This is a genomic window from Ruegeria sp. BC1 (assembly GCF_056539305.1).
The window spans coordinates 105562-125668 of the sequence record NZ_JBQFUT010000005.1 but is presented as its reverse complement, the minus strand read 5'-3'; the positions used below and the strand labels follow the sequence as shown (position 1 = coordinate 125668).

15 protein-coding genes and 1 tRNA gene are annotated in these 20107 nt (G+C 54.2%); 8 read left to right on the top strand and 8 right to left on the bottom strand.

Going from position 1 to position 20107, the window contains the following annotated elements; translation table 11 throughout:
* Positions 1 to 139: 139 nt before the first annotated feature.
* The 7 genes from ACR0IY_RS12550 to ACR0IY_RS12520 all read right to left on the bottom strand — a co-directional run bounded on the left by ACR0IY_RS12550 (position 140) and on the right by ACR0IY_RS12520 (position 9004).
* Positions 140 to 1426 (bottom strand): dynamin family protein, encoded by a 1287-nt coding sequence (locus ACR0IY_RS12550; protein WP_480673745.1) that lies wholly within the window; start codon positions 1424 to 1426, stop codon positions 140 to 142.
* Positions 1423 to 3465 (bottom strand): dynamin family protein, encoded by a 2043-nt coding sequence (locus tag ACR0IY_RS12545; RefSeq protein ID WP_480673743.1) that lies wholly within the window; start codon positions 3463 to 3465, stop codon positions 1423 to 1425. The genes ACR0IY_RS12550 and ACR0IY_RS12545 overlap by 4 nt, the downstream gene beginning before the upstream one ends.
* Before the next feature lie 67 nt (positions 3466 to 3532).
* The gene (locus ACR0IY_RS12540; RefSeq protein ID WP_480673741.1) at positions 3533 to 4393 is read right to left on the bottom strand and encodes a hypothetical protein; all 861 of its coding nucleotides are present in this window, start codon (positions 4391 to 4393) and stop codon (positions 3533 to 3535) included.
* A gap of 23 nt (positions 4394 to 4416) precedes the next feature.
* Entirely contained in the window at positions 4417 to 4818 is a 402-nt protein-coding gene (locus ACR0IY_RS12535; RefSeq protein WP_480673739.1) for a hypothetical protein, read from the bottom strand.
* A 21-nt stretch (positions 4819 to 4839) separates the two neighbouring features.
* The gene (locus ACR0IY_RS12530) at positions 4840 to 6567 is read right to left on the bottom strand and encodes a dynamin family protein (protein ID WP_480673737.1); all 1728 of its coding nucleotides are present in this window, start codon (positions 6565 to 6567) and stop codon (positions 4840 to 4842) included.
* Positions 6568 to 6575: 8 nt separating this feature from the next.
* Complete coding sequence (locus ACR0IY_RS12525; protein ID WP_480673735.1) at positions 6576 to 8585, bottom strand: dynamin family protein; 2010 nt, start codon at positions 8583 to 8585, stop codon at positions 6576 to 6578.
* 2 nt (positions 8586 to 8587) lie between these two features.
* Complete coding sequence (locus tag ACR0IY_RS12520; RefSeq protein ID WP_480673733.1) at positions 8588 to 9004, bottom strand: hypothetical protein; 417 nt, start codon at positions 9002 to 9004, stop codon at positions 8588 to 8590.
* A gap of 724 nt (positions 9005 to 9728) precedes the next feature.
* Here ACR0IY_RS12520 and ACR0IY_RS12515 point away from each other — a divergent pair.
* Positions 9729 to 9813: transfer RNA gene (locus ACR0IY_RS12515), tRNA-Leu, on the top strand.
* Between the two features lie 290 nt (positions 9814 to 10103).
* On the top strand, positions 10104 to 12191 hold the full coding sequence (locus ACR0IY_RS12510; RefSeq protein ID WP_480673731.1) for a sulfotransferase: 2088 nt from the start codon (positions 10104 to 10106) through the stop codon (positions 12189 to 12191).
* A 39-nt stretch (positions 12192 to 12230) separates the two neighbouring features.
* On the opposite strand, the gene ACR0IY_RS12505 is transcribed toward ACR0IY_RS12510, so the two are convergent.
* Entirely contained in the window at positions 12231 to 12572 is a 342-nt protein-coding gene (locus tag ACR0IY_RS12505) for a TetR family transcriptional regulator C-terminal domain-containing protein (RefSeq protein WP_480673730.1), read from the bottom strand.
* A gap of 369 nt (positions 12573 to 12941) precedes the next feature.
* On the opposite strand from ACR0IY_RS12505, the gene ACR0IY_RS12500 reads away from it, so the two are divergent.
* The 6 genes from ACR0IY_RS12500 to ACR0IY_RS12475 all read left to right on the top strand — a co-directional run bounded on the left by ACR0IY_RS12500 (position 12942) and on the right by ACR0IY_RS12475 (position 20002).
* Complete coding sequence (locus tag ACR0IY_RS12500) at positions 12942 to 13781, top strand: tryptophan 2,3-dioxygenase (protein WP_480673728.1); 840 nt, start codon at positions 12942 to 12944, stop codon at positions 13779 to 13781.
* Between the two features lies 1 nt (position 13782).
* Positions 13783 to 14976, top strand: coding sequence for a kynureninase (kynU, locus tag ACR0IY_RS12495; protein ID WP_480673725.1), 1194 nt, complete (start codon positions 13783 to 13785; stop codon positions 14974 to 14976).
* A gap of 604 nt (positions 14977 to 15580) precedes the next feature.
* Positions 15581 to 16765 (top strand): nucleotide sugar dehydrogenase, encoded by a 1185-nt coding sequence (locus ACR0IY_RS12490; RefSeq protein ID WP_480673724.1) that lies wholly within the window; start codon positions 15581 to 15583, stop codon positions 16763 to 16765.
* Positions 16766 to 16792: 27 nt separating this feature from the next.
* Entirely contained in the window at positions 16793 to 17824 is a 1032-nt protein-coding gene (locus tag ACR0IY_RS12485) for an NAD-dependent epimerase/dehydratase family protein (protein WP_480673722.1), read from the top strand.
* On the top strand, positions 17821 to 19131 hold the full coding sequence (locus ACR0IY_RS12480; RefSeq protein ID WP_480673720.1) for an oligosaccharide flippase family protein: 1311 nt from the start codon (positions 17821 to 17823) through the stop codon (positions 19129 to 19131). The genes ACR0IY_RS12485 and ACR0IY_RS12480 overlap by 4 nt, the downstream gene beginning before the upstream one ends.
* Before the next feature lie 4 nt (positions 19132 to 19135).
* Positions 19136 to 20002, top strand: coding sequence for an ATP-grasp fold amidoligase family protein (locus ACR0IY_RS12475; RefSeq protein ID WP_480673718.1), 867 nt, complete (start codon positions 19136 to 19138; stop codon positions 20000 to 20002).
* Positions 20003 to 20107: the final 105 nt, after the last annotated feature.

The following is a 20107-nucleotide window of genomic DNA, read 5'->3' as shown; positions in this document are numbered from 1 at the left end:
ATATATAGCTTTCAGCCTGGTAAAAATTGCGGACTGAACACTTGTTTTCCCCGGATTGGTCAACGGATTCGAAACAATAGAGGCCCGATTCTACGGGCCTCGAATCGCCGCATTGCGGCTCAATCTAAACGAGAGATTGTCAGGTTCCGGTTTTCGGCTGAACCGTATCCACGCGGCTGCCAGCCCAGGCTAGATTGTCGCTTAGCTGCGCCAGAATGCTGATGGCATCTTTTAGTGGGGCATCGCCGCTTTCGAATTGCAATAGCAGCAGCAAGTCTGTGGCTTTTTCGAATTCAGCAGGTATCCAGTCCGCAGCGGGGTCAATCTCATCCCCATTTTCCAACCGCTCGGCAAAATCTTCGACGATTTCCTGGCAAGAATTCAGAAACGTCGATGGCTCGATATCTGATGATTCACGCAAGTCCTCATAGATGCTCGCAATGGCCGCCAGCCAGTCTTCGAGAATGGGGTTCTCGAGCGGTGGCAATGCTGATTCCAGCGTAGCCTGCATCGACGGGGTGTCGATCGGAGTGTTCTCATCCTCTGGCCCGGCCAATGTTTCAAGAAAAGGCAGAAAATCCTGTTTCAGATCTTTCCGGGCGGCCTCCAGATCAGACAGGCGGCGGTCAGAGGCGATTTGCAGGACTTTCTCGGCCAGTTCCTGACCGCCACATTTTTCCCACATCGCAAAATCAGGCTCGGGTTCCTGCGCCATGGCCCGTACAGCGACCGGAGTTCCAATGGGCACGACCGAGCGGAACAGATCGCCCTTTTCTTTGTTCAGGCGTGAAAGCACGCGATCCAGCGCGTCGTTGACATGCGGTAAATCCGTATGAGTGACGGCCAGCAGACTGTTTGAGCGCAACTCTTGCGGGACCCGAGCCCATAGGTGGCGTTCCGTTTCCCGCCAAGCATTGGTGCCGTTGGTGCACCAGATCGCGCAATCAACGAATTTAAGAAGGTCCAACGTTTCCTTGTACGTGTCGTCCAGTGCGCCGGTTCCTGGCAGGTCAAACAGTGAGATTTCCTGAAGGGCAGGGGTGTTCAGACCAACCGAAATAAAATCGGGTTCATCGGCGGCCGCCTTTTCCAATGCTATTCCGGAATAGACTTTGGGTTCCTTGCCCCACCATCCGACGGTTGTTTCCGGAACCTCAGAATAGGCCACAATGACCAGCGGCAGCTTTAGGTGTTGCGGCCCCGTGGGCAAAATGTCCGCCCCGGCAAGCATATTGGCGAGGCTGGACTTCCCGGCCCCGAATTCTCCGGCAAATCCAATATTGACCGCATTGGACAGCCGTTCGGCATGCTTCAAAGCACGCTCGCGCATTTCATCCAGTGCTGAATTCACAGGCTGGTTTTCGGTCGCGGTCAGGAAGCGCTCGAGTTGCCTCACTTCCTGTTCGGTTCCGGGAAATTCTATCATTCAGCTGCCTCTGTCAGTCTTTTATCCAGGTCGTCTGCACCGAAAACCGCGCCCAGCTCTTCGGTAACGCGTTGCGCCTGGTCATAGGCGACCTGCGCCTTTGCCCGTTCATTTGTTTCGCCGCGCCCGGCCCGATGTTCAAGATGCCCTGCCAAGAGAGCCAGGTAATGATCCAGAACCGTGTTCAAACGCTCTTGCAAATCACCGCGGGCGGTGTCCACAAGATCGTCTCCGATCATTTCGAACTCCTGAACGATCATCCGTTCAGCCCGCGACACCACACTTTTGCGCGAAATCAGCCGCGACAGCCATGTGACCCGCAGTTCGACCGTAATGCCACGCGTCAGCGCAGTGGTGTCGGGCCTGAACCACCGCACCGCGCTGGTGTTCATTCTGTTGTCCGACTGATCCTGCCAGCCGGGCAGAGACCGCAATGCGGCATTGCTTTGCATGTCGATCGAGTACAGCTCGCTCAGCATTCGTTGCCGGACGACCTGTGTTGCGCCTTGCACCAGCTCGCGCATGCGGTCTCGCAGCGGCGAAAAGTTCAGCTCGGTCTCACCACCCTTGGCCAACAGCGGTGAATCGCCATTCGGGCCACGCACCACATCCGAGACAGCCTCGGCCACGGTGTCGTCCATGACACCGCGCAGATTGGCCAGAACATCGTCCATATCGTTGATGATATCCGTCGTTTTCTGAGCGACCAGCGCACGCAAATCGGTCAGCGTCTTGTCGTTTTCGTCAGCGCTATCCGGGTTTGAAGCACTTTCGTCATCAATAGCGCGTAGATGCGCCTTGCTGCGCTCCAGCTCGCCTTGAGCGAAACTGTTAAGGTGCTGCCACGCCATCCGCAGTTGTTCGTTGCGCGGACCTTCGGTCAGAGCGCGTGTAACGTGCCGGCGCAGATCAGGCAGGCCCGAAGCGATCATGGCGGCGAAGCGCAAAACGCCCTCTCGGCTGATTGGGCCGGGGCCTTGTTTGATTTCCTCGACCCCGCTCAGGTATTGTTTCATCTGTTCGGGATGTGCGCGCAGCCAGGCCAGGACTTCATCGTGGTTCACGCCGGTCTCATCACCGGTTAGCGCGTAGTGGGCCCATTGAGCGCTGCCCATCAGCACGTCGATGTCCGAATTACCCAGCGCCTTTTCCAATCCGTCCATCACGTCGGCACGGACCTTGCCTGCGTCTTCGGCGCCGCCGCCCAATTCATCGACGCGGTTGATGAACACCACGATCTGACCCAGTTCTAGCGCCTGCATCAGGCGGAACAGTTTCAGATCGGCTCGCGACAGGGCCTGATGCGCGGAAAGAACTACAACAAAGAAATCGGATTCCTTGAGGTATTGCCGCGAAATCTCTTCGCGGATCAAAAGCGGGTCATTGACGCCGGGTGTGTCTGTCACCGTGAGGGGGAAAGGGAAATGGCCGATGTCAAAATAGACCTCGGCCTTACGGGTGATGTCGCTGTAGAGACCCCGGTCTGAGCCCGGATCATGCTCGCCCTCTTCGGTTGGATCATCGCCCGCGCAAACATAGCGTGCCAGATCGTCCGAGGTCAGTTCATCAAGGTCGTGATGTTGGCCCAGCAGGTGCTTGTAGCTTTCACCCAAACGCAACTTGGCGCGGGTTTTCATCGCCTCGACCTGTTCTTCGATCATCTCGCGCTTATAGCTGTCCTCGTCATCGGGGAACATGTTGCGCAACTCTTCGCCCTCGGCGATCAGGGCCTGCCATTGCCGATTGTCGAAGAAATGGAACTCGGCCCCGCTGGTGCGGCCCGATGGGTGACCGAAATGCATGTCGGTAATCACCGTCGTCCAGGGGTTTACATCCGACGGAAGATACTCGGCTTGCCCGGTAAACCCGTTGATCAGACGGGATTTACCTGCCTTGATCTGTCCGACAAAGGCAATGGAAGGTTTCAGATTTGTAAGGTCGCCGACAATTCGGGAAATGAACTGCTGGGTCTCTTCGTTTGAGACCGTGTTCATATCCCCTGCAATTCGTATTAACTCGCGACGGTTATGTTCACTCATTTACTTTACCCTGGTAACTTGTAATCACGGATCGAATTCGTCGAAAAATTTAATTTATTGGTCGAGATCATCTCTCTGACCTCGTCAGATTTGTCCACAGGTTTACAACTGCGCCTAGCTTGCGAGCCTCGTGCACGGCAATAGCGAAGTCTTCACCGTTATTCAGGATCGCCAGCCCAGCACCCTTGCCGCCAGATGGTCGCATGACAATAAGCTGCGGTTGGTCCATGGCAGAGGCTGCGTCAGCATCCCAGCCCTGAAGATCGCGCGCAAAACGGGCCAGAAGATCAGAAGAGGGGTGCAACGGCTCGCCTTCATCACAGGTGCCGTCCGTCCGTAGCGTATCGGGATTGGAGCCGCCGACCAGAACACGACCTTGCGCAAAACGATCCGCGCCATCATAAAACCGGGCTGCTAAAGTTGCAGGAGGTTCGTCCTCTTCTACGGCCTCTTCGGTCGTTGGGTCAGTTGCGACGATGGATATGACTGGGTCAGTCGGCAGCTCAATGTTTTTACAGGCACTTTCGATTTCACTGAAAGTGATGCCGACATCATCCGCCTCAAGCGCGGTGTCCGGTTGAAGAGAAATCAGTTCCAGCGGTGTAGGGGCCGCCGCAATATCCGTCACAAGTTGCGCCAGCTTTACAGCCAATTCATCCCGCGCCCCGGTTTCGAAATCCGGCGCGACGCCGGCCTGTACGCGAAAAACATCCGTGACCCGCGAACTGTTGACTTCAATGGCAAGGCAATCGCCATTGGCGGCGGTGAATTCCAACCGGCGCGGCAGGATGGTGCCGCGAATGGTCCGCAAGACCTTGTCACGCCGCAGAGCAGCCGTTTCCCCCCGGATCTCTACTGCCGGAGTAAGGCGAGCAACAGACGAACGCCCAATGTCATCAAGCATCTCGAGAATATCTGTATCCATCATACCGTGACCCCCTCTGGTCCCGTCTATACTGCGGCCGCGATCGGCCCCAGGCTGAGATGCGATTTTGTCAGCGCCAACCCGACATTGGCGCTATTGCGACAGATGTAGCAGACCACGTGATCGGGATATTCCCTCGTCCGCAAAAAAATATTCAACCTGTCATTCGAAAACACCGCTATTTCTCCAAATCCGGTGTTGTCCGTGTCTTCGCCCCCGGCGGCGCGCAGCAATTCCTCAAAAGCCCTGATCCCGCGCCCTTGAAACAGGTTAGCCACAGCAACGGCCAAAGTGTCCAGAACGTCCGCGTTGTCCGGGTCAGGCGTGTTGGCCCCCAGCAACATCCCCGTTTCCATATCGACATACCCGGCTGCAATGCAGTCAGGTATAGTTTCCATTGCGGTGTTCAGTGCTGCTTGGATAGACATCGTTTTCGACCAGACTTCCGGTTACAACACATGGCGTTCGGCACCGCCGTTTCGTGATCCGTTGGGTACCGGATGGACAGAGTCTTTGGCTTGCCGCGCAAAGTGTTCGGCCGCAATCTGGTCGAACTCTTCAAGAAAGGCGTTGAACATCTTTTTCATGCCCTCGGTATCGTCCGGCAAATCCTCATCAACCGTAATCTCGCGCCACATGGACGCCGCGCTAAGTGGTGACCCAGCCGGCACATTTAACAAGTTTTCCAGCGACTCGTCTTTGTCAGCCGAAGTCTCGGTCCGGTCTGATGCGCAACCGTTGGGCAATGGCACAACCTGCATATCCATCAAGCTGTTGGATTCCGGTTCAGGTTCGTATTCGTCCTCATTCTGCTGTTCGGCCAGAATAGCGGTGATCGAAGATACAGGGACCTCGCCCGTCTGTTTGGCGGTCTCGTCGTCCAGATGCGGGGTTTGCTCGGGTGTTTCGGAGAGCTTTGTCTCCAGCGAGTCCATGAACGCGTCAGGCTGTGTCGTAGACTTCTCGAATTCAGCTTCGGTCACCAGGTCTTCGCGGGCCTCTTCGCCCTCCATCTCGTCGTCATCCAGAAGATAAAACTCGTCTTCGTCATCGGACATGCCGGCGTGTTCGGGCAAGTTCAGACCGGTATTTGGGGTGTCGCGGAAGAAGGCGCGCAAGTCATCTTCCTTGGTGTCCGCCACGGTTTCAGGGGCTTCCGTCCCAGCCGACATCTCGGCACGCAGGCGTTCGGCCTCTTCAGTTCCTATGCGCTCTTCGCGGTCGGCATCTTCAGTGCGGCGCTCAACGCGTGCCGGACGGACCGGGAATTTGGTAACCACTTCATCACCCGGTCCTGCGGCAGTGTCATCGACAGGATTCACCAGTTTAAGCGGTGCAGGGTCCTCAGTTACCTCAGCCTTCCGTTCAGGACGGCTTGGCTGCACGCCCGGTCCTTCGGCCAGGCTGTTGTCGATTTGATATCGTGACAGCTGGTCGGCGCGGTTGTCCATGATCTGTTCGGTGATCTCAAGGAAACTGTCGACCATCTTGCCGCCGCCGCTGCGCGACCATAGTTCCGCATCACCACTCTTGTCTCGTGCAGTGATAGCGTCGCGGGCAGAGAACAGGATCGACCGGTTGAACAGATGCCCAGCCTCTCGGTTGACCCTGCGAAGGACTTTCTGACGATCTTTCAGCCCGAGCACATCGGCACGGGTCACCAGAAGCAACGAGTTGTGCTGCAGTCTTTCCGGCAAAGAAACCCAGGTCGCCCGTTCGGTTTCACGCCAGGCCTGCGTTGCATGTGTGCACCACAATACGCCATTTGCTTGCCCAACGGCGCGTCGCCAAACATCCGAAGAAATCTTGGGGTCGGAAATGCCCGGAGTATCAATCAGGTCGACCGCTTCCAAGATGTCGGATTCCAGAAAAATACGAACGAATTGAACGTCGTTTACACCTACGGAATCAAGCTGATCCAGACTGATGTTTTCACGCGTGCCATCGTGACGTTGGACGTAAGCCGACTGTTTGCCCCAGCTGAACCAAACAGGCGGCAGCTGGGTGGCGGTCACCTGTGTCGGCAGGGCGTGTGATCGAAGCAGAAAATTCATCAGCGTCGATTTGCCGGCGCTGAATTCTCCCATCAGCGCGAATATCGGTTTGCGGCGGGACCACTGCTCGATGCGTTCCCATGCCTTAGGACTGACGAAGCGGGTTTGTGTGTCTTTTGCCATATCGCTACTTATGCTGCCTCGTTGCTAAGATCTTTCAGGATGTCACCCAGGATATCGTCGCGCGATTTCTTGGGTGTCATGCCCGCCATCAGGGCGGCCTGGTTCGGGTCCTGCTCGGCCGACGCTGAAATGCTCTGCAATGTCTCTTTCTGCTCACGCAGAAAGTCTGACAGGCCCGCACGGACATTCTCCAATACCGCCGCGATCTGGTTTTCCTCGATGTCTTTGGTGATCGAGTTCGCCTCGGATGCAATCAGGCGCGTATAATCGGCTGCGTAGGCTTCGAACCCTTTGCGGCGTTGCCACCAACGGCGCCACCATGTGCTTTGCAGGTCCAACGCGATGGTGCGACCAATGCCAAGCGGAGGCGGAACACGGGGTACGATCGGCGCCTCGATGCTGAATTCGCCCAGATGGTTGCCCAGCAGTTTTTGATACAGCGCCTCGACATCTGCCGCCGCAGCAGCATAAAGCGCGCCGGCCTCTTTGCGCATGGAGCGGGCAAAGCTGAAGTAGGCTGCTTTTTGCAAGGTGCGAAGACCAGCAGGGTCATATTGCCAGGTTCCCTGTTCGCCACTTTTTTCCAAATGAGAAATTAGAGAGTCCGTGGCGCGTTTAACAAAGTTGGTTTCGGCCGAGTTCAGCCTTTCCAGTACTTTTTCGCGCAGCGAGGCAGTCAGTTCGCCCGCCTTCTTTTCATATTCTGCGATCACGGTAGAGATAGCCTCTTCCGGTGAGACGCCATCAAGGTCACGAACGACACCGTCGCCGCCGGACAGGTTCTTTGCCACGGCTGTCGCACGAATCTGGCTAGCAATGTTTCGCGCCCGGTGGCGAACACGGTCCAGCAGACGGGTACCAGCCCCTTCGGCGATGCGTTCATTCATGGCCAACAACAGATCGGGCAGACCCGACAGTGCCCAGATTTTATCGAGCGAGGGCGCCTGATCACCAAACCCTGCGGCCAGGTAGAACGTGTTCAGGGCGTCACGCGACTCTTCCGACAGAATGTCCGGATTGCCCGTCAACGCCGCCTCGGCCCATATCGCGCTGCCAAAGACAACACTGGTGTTGGTGTCGATGTTGTTCTGTTTTAGCGTGTCCTGAATCCGGTCGCGGATTTCAGGGACTTGGTTCACCGGGTCGGCCAATTCGTCGATCCGGTTTACAAACAGGATAATCTGGCGGTTTTCGAACTGTGCAATGATCCGCATCAGGGCCATGTCCATCGTGGTCAGGGCTTGGCTGGCCGCCAGTACGACCACACAGACCTCGGACCCGCGAAGGCTGCGCAACGTGATCTGTTCGCGCACCATAAAGGTATCGTTGACACCCGGAGTATCACAGAGCTTTAGCGAAATCGGATATTGCGGAATATCCATGAAAAGCTCTGCCGATTTGGTGACATCGGCGAAACGCCCGGTTTTCGGGTTGATATCAGGATCATCTGCATCGCCAAGGCAGACGTAACGCTGGATCAGCTCTTCATCGAAATAGTCGTATTGGTGGCTCTGGCCCAAAATCAGGTCGAAATGCTGGCCCAGCCGGGATTCGGATTTGGCCTTCATTTCGCCAATCTGACGGCGGATATCCTCCATCTCGTCGTCGGCACCGGCCCGATTGGCCAGTTCGCCCAAACGGCCTCCGCCCACCATCAGGTTGTCCCATTCCTCCTGCTCGAAGAAGGTGAATTTGGCCTTTTTGTCGCCTTCAGTGCGGGTGTTGATGTTCAGCGTGGTCACAACCGAGGTCCACGGGTTCACATCAGAAGGCAGCAGAGCAGGACGCCCCGCCAAAATGTTCACGATCGAAGATTTGCCAGCCTTGACCTGTCCAACAAGCGTTACGCTTGCGGTAAAATTCTCCATACGCGTCTTGAGCGTCGCAAGCCGCGCCGAGGACCGCGCATCGGCCACCTCTGTCAGTTGGTCTATCTGTGTGGACAACGAAGCCATGGCTGACGTCATTGGCGTCAGCGCTTCATTCCCTACGGACAGAAGATGGTCATTACGGGCCATGGTCAGCCTCCGGTTCCAGTGGCAGCAATGTGGTGGTGATTCTGACCGTCAGGGGCGCTGGTCAGTGTGTCGATCCGGGCGATCAGGTTTAGGGCGTTGCCCAGGATCGCGGCTTCGTCTCCGGGCGAGATTGAGTCGAAAGCGCTGGAATCGGCCAGAACTTCGATCGAGCGGAACTGATCGCTGTTCTCAAGGCAGGCAAGGCGGCGTCCGGTCGGAAAGCCGTCGGACTTTGTTGCAGGCAGGGGCATGCGCGAGTTGGCCAGCAGATAGTGGCCGCCAGAATGGGTGCGCAGTGATACACCAAAACCGGTGTTTGGGTGATGGCGATTCAGGGACTTCAATTCACCAAGAAAGCTTTCACGGGCAAGACCGATGGCGTCTTGCTCGGCAGCAGCAGAGTTCATCAAATTGGTCACGGTTAAGACCCTTGTGTTGGAGTTGAGCAGAAAACTCGTACAGCGCCCTGGGGCAAAAAAGACTCATTAACTCCGGGCCCCTATCAATTAACGGCAAGGCGGTGTTATTTTGACGCGAATAAGATTTTTTGGCGTTTGAAATGTGGCGCAATTGTGGTTGCTGAGGTGAACGGACCTTCAACCATTGGGCGTGTTGGCGAGACCCCGTGTTCATAAAACTTCAAACTGTGGTCGGCGGTTAATTTGTATGCTCGATCAACTTGAGCGAAAATAAACCTCTAATATATTGTAATATTAAAGATTTATTGTGATCTAACTGGATAATCGCAATGACTGAGTTCAGCTCTGGAAGGTGGGTCCATACTGTACAGCCGTCGAGTGATCGCAGTGCCATGTCGTAGTGCTCAACGTAAGGGAGTTTAAAATATACTGAATTTAACCCTTAATGTGCACGAATTGGGAACAATAAATTACATCCAATTTGACCATTTATTATTGAGTAAAGCGGGTGCAGCTATTCTGTGCTCCAATACCACAAATGATTAATGGGGGGGTGTCTTCTCTGCCATTGGGCTGCGTAAGACACTGATCCGCAAAAACGGCCGCCATGTACGAGTGTTTTGGTGGTGCGGTCAATAATCTTGCGTGCAAGTGAATTTCCCTCTCGCACTTGTCTGCGAGCTTTGTTATTGACCGCGTCATTCCGGCATTCATGGCCGGTCGTGCGGGTGTGGCGAAATTGGTAGACGCACCAGATTTAGGTTCTGGCGCCGCAAGGCGTGGGGGTTCAAGTCCCTCCACCCGCACCATTCTGATTTCAATGGGAAAGTTCCGGACTATGTGACTTCTGCCATTGCAGATCATCCCCACCTCCCACTTTCAAGTTTTGCTCTGCTTCGCTGAATTCGGTCATCTCAAGGGTTCCGATACGGTGATTCAAGTTTGCACCGGATGTGCGATGATACTGCACCCGTACCTGTGAAGTCGGTGAGAGCCCTATGGATGGACGGCAGCATTGGAATGTTCTAGCAGAAGGCACGTCAGCGCATTAAAAAAACGATTTCAACCAAGACGACGCTGGCCTGGAGGAGGCGATCTTATGGCCGAACAGCAGCAGATTTCTGTTCAGGATGCGTTTACGGCGGCGATGGCGCATTATGAAAAAGGGCAACTGCAGCCAGCAGTCACGCTTCTGTCCGAAATCATTAAGGTCAGTCCGAAGTTTGCCGACGCGCATCATATGCTGGGGCTCATCGCGTTTCAGGCCGGGCAACCTGAGCCTGCGGTCAGAGCGGTTGGTGCGGCGGTGGAACTGCGTCCCCACAATGTGACCTTTTTGACCAACTTCACAGAAATTCTGCGGGTAGCCGGGCAGCTTGAGAAGGCGCGGGAAATTGGTGCGCGTGCAGTGCGGATGGCTCCTGGACATGCTGCAGCCCATTCGAACTTGGGTCTGGTGCATTATGATCTGAAAGACCTGGATTTAGCCCGCGCCGCTCAGGAGCGCGCTCTTGCGCTCACCCCCGACTTTGACCGGGCCCTGAACAATCTGGGCAGCATTGCCCGGGACACGGGCAATCGGCAAAAAGCGGTTGATCTGTACAAGCAAGCTTTGAGGATCAATCCAGCGTCATCTGAGACTGCCAACAACTTGATTTCGGTTCTGATAGAACAGGAAGATGTTTCATCTGCCCGGTCTGTTGCTGAAGATCACGCCAAACGGGCGCCGCGGGACGCAGAGCTGCACCGGAATTTTGGTCGTATATTTGTGCTGGAAAATGATCTGGACAAAGCCGAGAACGCATTCCGCAATGCGATTTCACTCAACGACCAAAAGGCCGAGAGTTTTGTAGGTTTGTCGCAGGTCCTGTTTGAAAAAAACCATCCAAACCTGGCGCGGATCGAAGCGGATCATGCATTGCAGCTGGAGCCGGACAATGCCGCGGCCTGCCATCAGGTGGCGCTGGTCAAGGCCCATCTTGGCGATACTGAAGCCGCGCGGGCATTGCATAACAGAGCGCTTGAGCTCAAACCTGACTTGACAGCCAGTCAACTAGCTTTGGGCCACCTAGCAATGGAACAGGGCGATTTCGACGTTGCCCGCCAGTTTTTCAACACTGCCGCTGAAGCTGCAGAGGATCCGCTCGGCGCGCAGATCGCACTCGCGCGTGTGGAAAAGATAACAGAAGAAAGCGCGCTGTTTTTGGCGCTTGAAGCCGCTATGCCGTCAGCAGGGGCGATGCTTCCGCAAAAAGCTGTATCCTATCGCTATGCGATGGGCGAGTGTTACGAAAAGCTAAAACGGTATGATGAGGCGTTTGCGCAGTTTGAAAAAGGTGCGGAGTTGAAACGCGGAATGATCTCTTATGATCCGGCCGAGGCAGACCGGATTACGGATGATCTGATCACGACGTTTAATGCGAGCAGGATCGAGCAGCTTCGTCAAAGTGCAATCAATAGCAAAAAGCCGATTTTTGTGGTTGGTATGCCGCGCTCGGGTACGACGTTGACGGAATCTATTCTGGACGCGCATCCCGAAGTGACCGGGGCCGGGGAACTCAATGATCTTCAGAACCTGTTCGGGCGTCTGGACGATGGTCGTTCGGATGTTGCGCAAGTCATGATGTCCTTGTCAGACGATCAATTGACACGCCGGGCCGAGGATTACGTCGGAGTTCTATCGCGTCTAGGTGGGGACACGCCGCATGTTGTCGACAAAATGCCGGCGAACTTTCAGATGATCGGGCTGATCCATGGTTTGATGCCAAACGCACGGATCATTCACATTACACGCGATCCGCTGGATATCTGTCTGTCGTGCTATACACGCTTGTTCGAGCGAAGCCAGCTGCACAGCTACAATCAAGTCGAGCTTGGTCGATATTACAACAACTATGTTCGGATCATGAAGCACTGGCAGTCTGTTCTACCGGCGGAGGCGTTCCACACAATCCGTTATGAGGATTTGGTGGACGACATAGATACGGTGGCACGCGGGATTATTGATCACTGCGGTTTGGAGTGGACCGACGCCTGCCTCGATTTCTACTCGGGCAAACGCCGCGTGCGGACCGCCAGTGTGCAACAGGTCCGCCAACCGCTATATGCGACGTCGAAAGAGAAATGGCGGCGCTACGAAAAGCATCTACAGCCGTTGATCGACACAATTGGGGAAAACCGCCCCTGACGGAGTGGGGCGTTACTATGTCCACAGGAGTGGTTGGTGTCACACTTTGAACAGTATCTCACTGACCGTGGTTATTTTCTTCCGGGCCGCACGCAACTCTGCCATGTCCACGTCCGTCTCGCAGAACAATGCGGCCAGCGCGAATTCCATATGTGATAAAGCCTCGGTTGAGGACATCGGTACGGCCTGCAAGGTCGCGCGCATCCAAATGCCATCGATCAGTGCAGCTATGTTGAAGGCAGCCTGCTCGGCCTGCTGCGAATCCAGCATGTCCCGCAGCGCGCTCAGGTAAATCCAGGCGTGACATATTTTGGGCTGGAAAATTGTCGGGGCAAAATTGCCAATATCGCCGACCGCATCTCGCAGGGTTTCGGTCAGCAAATCCAGTCACGCCTTGGCGTAAAACTGGACAACGCGCTTTAAACAAAATTGAGCAGGTGGCGCGTATGCCGGTAACAGTGTCTGAAGGAATTCCGCAGGTTTATCTGTGTTTCCTGTCCCGTCAGATGCCCTCGCGGCCTTTCGATCCGGTGCGCTGAAGCCCAGCACGCTTGCTCACTCCTAAGGCGGTGAAGCCTGTGAAAGTCGTTTTGCTAAAGGTTTTTGCAGATGACATGCAGATCGAATTGCCTCAGAATCATCTCAGGGGAATTGTTGCCACTCACAAAAATCGCGGTTCGTTGGTCGTCCTGGCAGGACTGCAAAAAATCGAAATTGGGAATAGCTATCTTTAATGCTGAAGGGAAAAGTATGACTCCGCAGGCTTACGACCCGGGCTCCGACGGAGCACAAATGAATTTCAGAGGTGCGATGTCGTATAGCGATTATCTATTGCTTGAGGGCATTCTGTCGCGTCAGAACCCCCGCAGCGACGCGCATGACGAGATGTTGTTTATCATTCAGCACCAGACCAGTGAGTTGTGGATGAAACTGGCCATACACGAACTGGCAGCGGCCAGGGCGGCGCTGAACAAGGGCAACATGTCTCAAATGTTCAAGATACTGGCTCGCGTCAGTCGTATATTCGAACAGCTTAACAGCGCATGGGATGTGATGCGGACCATGACCCCGTCGGACTATACAACCTTCCGAGAGGCACTTGGCCCATCTTCGGGGTTTCAGTCCTACCAATACCGGATGATTGAATACATGCTGGGCAACCGCAATCCCAACATGCTTAAGCCGCATGAACACTTGCCGGAGGTTCAAAAATTGTTGCGCGACGAACTGGCTCGGCCAAGCTTATATGATGAAGTCATCCGGCATCTGTTTCAGGCTGTTGACGGTGACACTGAGCACGCGCCCGCTCCGCAGCTGGATAGGCCACACAAGGAGTTGCCTGACGTGCGGGCGCGTTGGAAAACCGTTTACGAAAATGTGGACAAATACTGGAGCCTGTATGAATTGGGCGAAAAACTGGTGGATCTTGAAGACTATTTTCGCCGCTGGCGGTTCAATCATGTCACGACAGTTGAACGGGTCATTGGATTCAAGCGGGGAACCGGAGGAACATCTGGCGTAAGCTACTTGCGTAAGATGCTGGATGTCGAGCTGTTCCCAGAGCTTTGGCACCTGCGTGGGGAACTGTGATATGGGTGTATCTCTGCCACGCAAAGACCTTTTCGATATTCCCGAGGGCGTCATCTACCTGGATGGTAACTCGCTTGGTGTTCTGCCCAAAGGGGTCGCCAACCGGGCGGATCAGGTCATTCGAAACGAATGGGGTTGTCAATTGATCAAGGCCTGGAACACGGCGGATTGGATTTCGTTGCCGCAACGGGTGGGTGATCGCATCGCTGGTCTGATCGGGGCTGCACCGGGTACTGTGGCCACCGGAGACACCCTGTCGATCAAGGTTTATCAGGCGGTGGCAGCAGCCTTGAAAATGCGGCCAGATCGCCGGGTGATACTGTCCGACAGCAGAAATTTCCCCACCGATCTCTATATGGTGCAGGGGCTGACTGAAACCATCGACAAAGGGTACGATCTCAGAACGCCAGATCCGAAAGAAGTCATCGAAGGCATTACCGAAGAAGTCGCGGTGGTGATGCTGACCCAGGTCGATTACAGATCGGGCCGCAAATATGACATGGCCGACATCACCCGGCGTGCTCACGATGTTGGCGCCGTAATGATCTGGGATCTGGCGCATTCCGCTGGCGCGTTGCCCGTTGAAATGGCGGACAGCAACGCCGAGTTCGCAGTTGGCTGTACCTATAAATATCTGAACGGTGGTCCGGGCGCCCCGGCGTTCATCTATGTCCGCCCCGATATTGTGGACGCAGTACAGCCAGCATTGGCCGGATGGATGGGACATGATGCGCCCTTCGCGATGGAGTTGGGGTACCGACCTGCCACGAGTACCGAGCGGATGCGTGTCGGCACGCCGCCTATCGTCCAACTTTCGGTTCTCGACGCTGCGCTGGACGTTTGGGACGGCGTTGATATGGCAGAGTTACGCACCGCTTCGATCGAACTCAGTGAAACGTTCATAGGAGAGGTCGAAGCGCGGTGCCCGTCGCTGAAGTTGGCCAGCCCGCGCAACCCTGACCACCGGGGTAGTCAGGTTTCCTTTGTATTCGAACACGGCTATCCCGCGATGCAGGCATTGATCGAGCGTGGCGTGATCGGTGATTTTCGCGCTCCGAACATCATGCGTTTTGGGTTCACGCCGCTTTATCTGGATGTTCAGGACGTCATTCGCGCGGCGGAGATCCTCGAAGAGGTGTTACGTGGCGAGTTATGGCGCGATCCGAAATATCAGGTTCGATCCCGTGTGACATAAGGCAGTTAGATGGGTTGCGCCTTCGTCAGCCCGGAGCAGGCTTGGCGCGTGCATTGCTAAAATGGCCGCCATACGGCGGTATGCGGCGGCAATCGAATTGCCCAGGGCAAAGTGTGTACGTAAGGTCGAAAATTACTTCCAGTTGAATATTATCAGTCTGGCAATCCAATTCATTTGAGAGTACTGAGCAATTCGTTTTGCAAATTCAGGTTTTAACCGTGAAAAAAAGTGTTTCGAATTGTGCTCTCTACCCCTGTTTGTTGATAATGAATACTGTAGAGTTAGGCGCTAATTTTATGTGTTGAGTTGAAGTTATAAGCGTACACTTGGCGGCTTTGGCTCTGAAGTGGAGTGATCCCAACGTATCGTCGCGCAAATTCATGTGTAACCTTCTGGTCTAGGAAACCGGGCTGAAGAAGGGTACGGATAGGGATCACCCGCGTAACTTGACAAATTCAGCGAAAATAGAGCGCTTGGCTTCACCGGCGGTATTAAAAACAAACGGTTAAAACAATTATGAATGCATATGTTGGTGACGTCCTTTATCAGCGACGTGACGATCATAATCTGAAAGTGGACTTTTCTCACATTGTCGAGGGCAACCATGTCAGACTCTAAGGTTCAAAAAATCGCTGTTGCGGGCTTGGGTTATGTGGGTTTGTCCAACGCGGTTATATTGTCGCAAAATCACATGGTTGCGGCAGTCGATATTTCTGAGGCACGCGTGCGCGCCGTCAACACGCGTCACTGCCCCATTGAGGATCCCGAGCTTGAGGAGTTTCTGGCCAACAGAGCGCTGAACCTGTCTGCCACAACCGATTACCGCCTTGCCTATGGCGACGCGGATTATGTCATTGTAGCGACCCCGACTGACTATGACCCAAACACAAACTACTTTGATACGTCCAGTGTCGAGGCGGTAATTCAGCAAGTTATTTCTGTCAATCCCACAGCTACCATTGTTATTAAATCGACCATTCCCGTTGGGTTTGTGCGTTCCGTTCGTGAAGCTTTGGGCACCGACCGGGTGATCTTTTCGCCCGAGTTTCTGCGGGAGGGCCACGCGCTTTTCGACAATTTTTATCCGTCGCGTATCATAGTAGGTGAGCGTTCAGATCGCGCACGGGTTTTTGCAAAAATGCTTTTGGACGCGTCGGTAGAAAAGGATGCCGACATCCTTTTTACCGACCCAGACGAAGCTGAGGCAATCAAGCTTTTTGCCAATACTTATCTTGCTATGCGCGTAGCATTTTTCAATGAGCTGGACAGCTATGGGATGGCCGGTGGAATGGATACCCGTCAGATTATCGAAGGGATTGGTCTCGACCCGCGCATCGGTAGCCATTACAACAACCCGTCATTTGGATATGGCGGCTACTGCCTGCCTAAAGACACCAAACAGCTGTTGGCAAACTACAACCACGTACCGCAAAATCTCATTCGTGCCGTCGTCGATGCCAATCGCACGCGCAAGGATTTTCTGTCCGATCAGATTTTGAAGTCAGGCGCACGTAAGGTTGGTATTCACCGTCTGGTTATGAAGGCAGGATCGAACAACTTTCGTCAATCATCTATTCAGGGCATCATGAAACGCCTGAAGGCCAAGGGTGTCGAAGTAATCGTATACGAACCCGTGCTGGATCAGGAAGAGTTCTTTCATTCGCGCGTCGTAAAGGATTTACAGGATTTTAAAGACAACTGCGACCTTATCGTCGCCAACCGCGTGACAGATGAGCTTGCTGATGTAGCCCAAAAGGTGTTCACCCGTGACTTATTCGGCGGCAACTAAAGCGCGATTTCAGGAAAGGTATCAGGCGTGCAAACCGTTCTCGTAACTGGCTCAGCTGGCTTTATCGGATATCATTTAAGCAACCTGCTTTTGGCCCAAGGCTTCCGCGTTGTAGGCCTTGATTGTCTGAGTGACTATTACGACGTTGCACTGAAAAAAGATCGCCACAACTTATTGGAGCAGACGCCGAATGGTAAGAATTTCATACCGGTAATCGGCAAGGTGGAAGACCCCGGACTGGTCTTGGATTTGTTCGGAAAATATACCCCGGATTATGTGGTCCACCTCGCGGCGCAGGCCGGGGTTCGGTATTCGATAGATCATCCTCGCTCGTATCTGGAAAGCAATCTGATCGGGACATTTGAAATTCTGGAGGCGGCGCGGGCTTGTCCGCCGCGCCATATGTTGCTGGCGTCGACTTCTTCTGTGTACGGCGCAAACACTGAGAGACCGTATCAGGAAACGCAGCGCGTTGATCACCAGATGTCATTTTACGCGGCAACGAAAAAATCGACCGAGAATATGGCGCATTCCTATGCGCATCTGTTTGATTTGCCGATCACCATGTTCCGATTCTTTACGGTCTACGGTCCTTGGGGGCGTCCTGATATGGCGTTGTTCAAATTCGTCAAAGCGATACTCGAAGGCAATCCCATCGACGTCTACAACCACGGCAACATGCAGCGCGACTTTACCTATGTGGATGATTTGGTTGAGGCCATTCGGCTTTTGCTGGATGTGGTTCCCGAACGCCCAGCCGAAAGCAGCACCATCAGTAAAGGGGACAGTCTGTCGCCGGTGGCGCCCCATCGGGTTGTCAATATCGGAAACTCGAAATCTGAAAAGCTCACCGATTTTATCGACGCCATCGAAGCGGCAATCGGGCGGAAAGCAATACGAAATTATATGGACATACAACCGGGCGACGTTCTTTCGACCTGGGCGGACGCAGACCTTCTCAGAGACCTGACAGGATATACCCCTAAGACCGACATAAAAGAGGGCGTCGCACGTTTTGTCGACTGGTATTGCGATTACTATCGGGTCTCTGGAAAGTGATCCGCCGCATCTTTGAAGCACGACGGGGACTACTTGTCCTCGGTCTCAAGGGGCTTGAGGCATTGATTGGCGCCGCGATGACGATTGTTCTTGCCCGGCTTTTGGAGCCGGCGCAATTCGGCGTTTTTGCGTTCGGGCTTGCAACTATCACGTTGCTGGTCATTCCCATCAAAAATGGTGCTTCGACCCTCGTGACCAAATACGTTGCCATCGCTCAGCGGGAAAGTGAAGCCCACCTGGCTGGGGGCTTACTGATAACCGGCTTTCGGCTGTCCGTTATTTTTTCAGGCCTCTTGATGTGCGGGTTCTGGATTGCAGTTTGGTTAAAGGCAGACAATGCGCCGTTTTTGACCAGTGTTGCCTGGTTTTCCTTTGCCCTGCCATTTCTCTGCATCATTGGATTGGCAGAGGGGGTCCTGCGGGGCTGCTACCGGCCCAACTCTGCAATACTCGTTGGCACCATTTTGATACCTTTGCTGGTTTTGGGGCTGACACTGGCCTTTTCCATGTTCGCCCAACTGTCGGATTGGAACACTGCAGCAACGTTTTATGTCGCGTCCGCGGCGGCCATTAGCATTTTCAGCTTGGTCCTAATCCGCAGTGACCTCCGGGAACTTGTTACGAAAGCTAACGGGATGACAAGTGCCTCATGGTTAAGCCATGTCGCCCCGTTTGCGCTTGTGACTGGATTGTTGGTTTTCAACCGTCAGATCGATGTAATTCTGTTGGGCATCCTGGCAGGTGAAGCCGAAGCGGGCATTTTTCGCATCGCCGCGCAAGCCGCAGTGCTGGTCACTTTCGGGGTTCAAGCCATTGGGCATTTATACGCTCCTTACCTGGCTACCGCAGACGGCAACGCCGCACCGGACAAAGTTTCGGAGTACCTGCGCAAGAGTGTTTTGTTTTCTTTGGGTTTTGGCGCGTCTGCTTTGGCCGGTCTGGCCTATTGGGGGGATGATATTATCCGTTTTCTGGCAGGCCCCGAATATCTGTCCGCCTATCCGATCATGTTGATCCTGTGCGCTGCTAATCTGGCTGTCGCCGCGAATGGTGCAACAATGCAAGCCCTCTACATGCAGGGACATCAGCGCAGAACAGCCTGGGTTTTTGCAGGCGCTGGCATCTTTTCGGTGATTGCCAATCTGACCCTTATTCCTTTGCTTGGCATGGTCGGAGCTGCTCTGGCGACTTCGGGGTCGATTGTCTTGTGGTCACTTGGTCTGCGTCTCTTGGCCTGCCGCACCTGGAACCTGTCATTTTTGACCTTTTCAAACACACCCCTGCTTGCCCCTCCTGCAAGAGGTTGATCTGATGAAGATACAAAACCACCTCCCCACCGGTCCTATTTGGGACAATGCGTTGTCCGTATTGAACGCTCGTAAGCGCTTGGGTTATTTCCCAAAAATCTGGCACCCTAGAACGTTTAACGAGTACATTCTGGCACAGAAATGGACGTTCGACGGCGATATGGATCTGGCCCGCCGTATCACCGAAAAAGCACAAGTCAAAGAGTGGCTAACCGAAATGGGCATGGAGCATCTGGCGGTTCCAACAATCGGTGTTTTCGATCGCGTTGAGGAAATTGAATCCTTTTGCTTTGAGGGTGAAGTCATTGCGAAATCGACGCATGGCAGCGGCGAAGCCATCATTCGTTCAGCTCAGGATGGGACAGCGTTTAACCGGAAAGACTTGCAGACCTTTCGTGATTGGTTGCTGGAGGATTATTATCGGCGCAGCCGCGAGCCAAACTACAAAGGCATCCCGAAACGGATAATAGTTGAGCCGCTGTTGAGGGACGAAACAGGTAACCCGCCAAAAGACTTTAAGTTTTTTTGCGCCAGAGGCGAACCGTTTGCTATTCAGGTTGACCACGGGCGCTATACAGAACACACACGTCAAATTTATTCACCAGACTGGCAACTCATGGATTTTTCCATGTGCTACCCACGCAAACCCGACGCCATGTCCCCGCCCGAGCAACTTTCCGAAGCGCTGGAAACCGCGCGTAAATTGTCGGCAGGTTTTGGGTTTGTACGCGTTGATCTCTATTTTCTGCCAGAAGGGATAAAGTTGGGAGAACTGACCTTTTTCCCCGGAAACGGCGCGGAAAAATTTCAGCCGGAGGACGGAGATTGGCAACTTGGTGAAGCTATTAAGTCGCTGATAAATGCTCGATGATTTATCCCAATATCTAACTCAATCGCTTCGCAGGCCATTCTATCACCAATGTTTCCCTACTTTGCAGTAAGCTCAATCGCGTACACAGCAGGAGTCTTCTCTGCT

Bases quoted from the DNA above. Each gene is read 5' to 3' on its own strand.
- ACR0IY_RS12550 (WP_480673745.1), bottom strand. From the start codon at position 1,426: ATGATAGAATTTCCCGGAACCGAACAGGAAGTGAGGCAACTCGAGCGC.
- ACR0IY_RS12545 (WP_480673743.1), bottom strand. From the start codon at position 3,465: ATGAGTGAACATAACCGTCGCGAGTTAATACGAATTGCAGGGGATATG.
- ACR0IY_RS12540 (WP_480673741.1), bottom strand. From the start codon at position 4,393: ATGATGGATACAGATATTCTCGAGATGCTTGATGACATTGGGCGTTCG.
- ACR0IY_RS12535 (WP_480673739.1), bottom strand. From the start codon at position 4,818: ATGTCTATCCAAGCAGCACTGAACACCGCAATGGAAACTATACCTGAC.
- ACR0IY_RS12530 (WP_480673737.1), bottom strand. From the start codon at position 6,567: ATGGCAAAAGACACACAAACCCGCTTCGTCAGTCCTAAGGCATGGGAA.
- ACR0IY_RS12525 (WP_480673735.1), bottom strand. From the start codon at position 8,585: ATGGCCCGTAATGACCATCTTCTGTCCGTAGGGAATGAAGCGCTGACG.
- ACR0IY_RS12510 (WP_480673731.1), top strand. From the start codon at position 10,104: ATGGCCGAACAGCAGCAGATTTCTGTTCAGGATGCGTTTACGGCGGCG.
- ACR0IY_RS12500 (WP_480673728.1), top strand. From the start codon at position 12,942: ATGACTCCGCAGGCTTACGACCCGGGCTCCGACGGAGCACAAATGAAT.
- kynU (WP_480673725.1), top strand. From the start codon at position 13,783: ATGGGTGTATCTCTGCCACGCAAAGACCTTTTCGATATTCCCGAGGGC.
- ACR0IY_RS12490 (WP_480673724.1), top strand. From the start codon at position 15,581: ATGTCAGACTCTAAGGTTCAAAAAATCGCTGTTGCGGGCTTGGGTTAT.
- ACR0IY_RS12475 (WP_480673718.1), top strand. From the start codon at position 19,136: ATGAAGATACAAAACCACCTCCCCACCGGTCCTATTTGGGACAATGCG.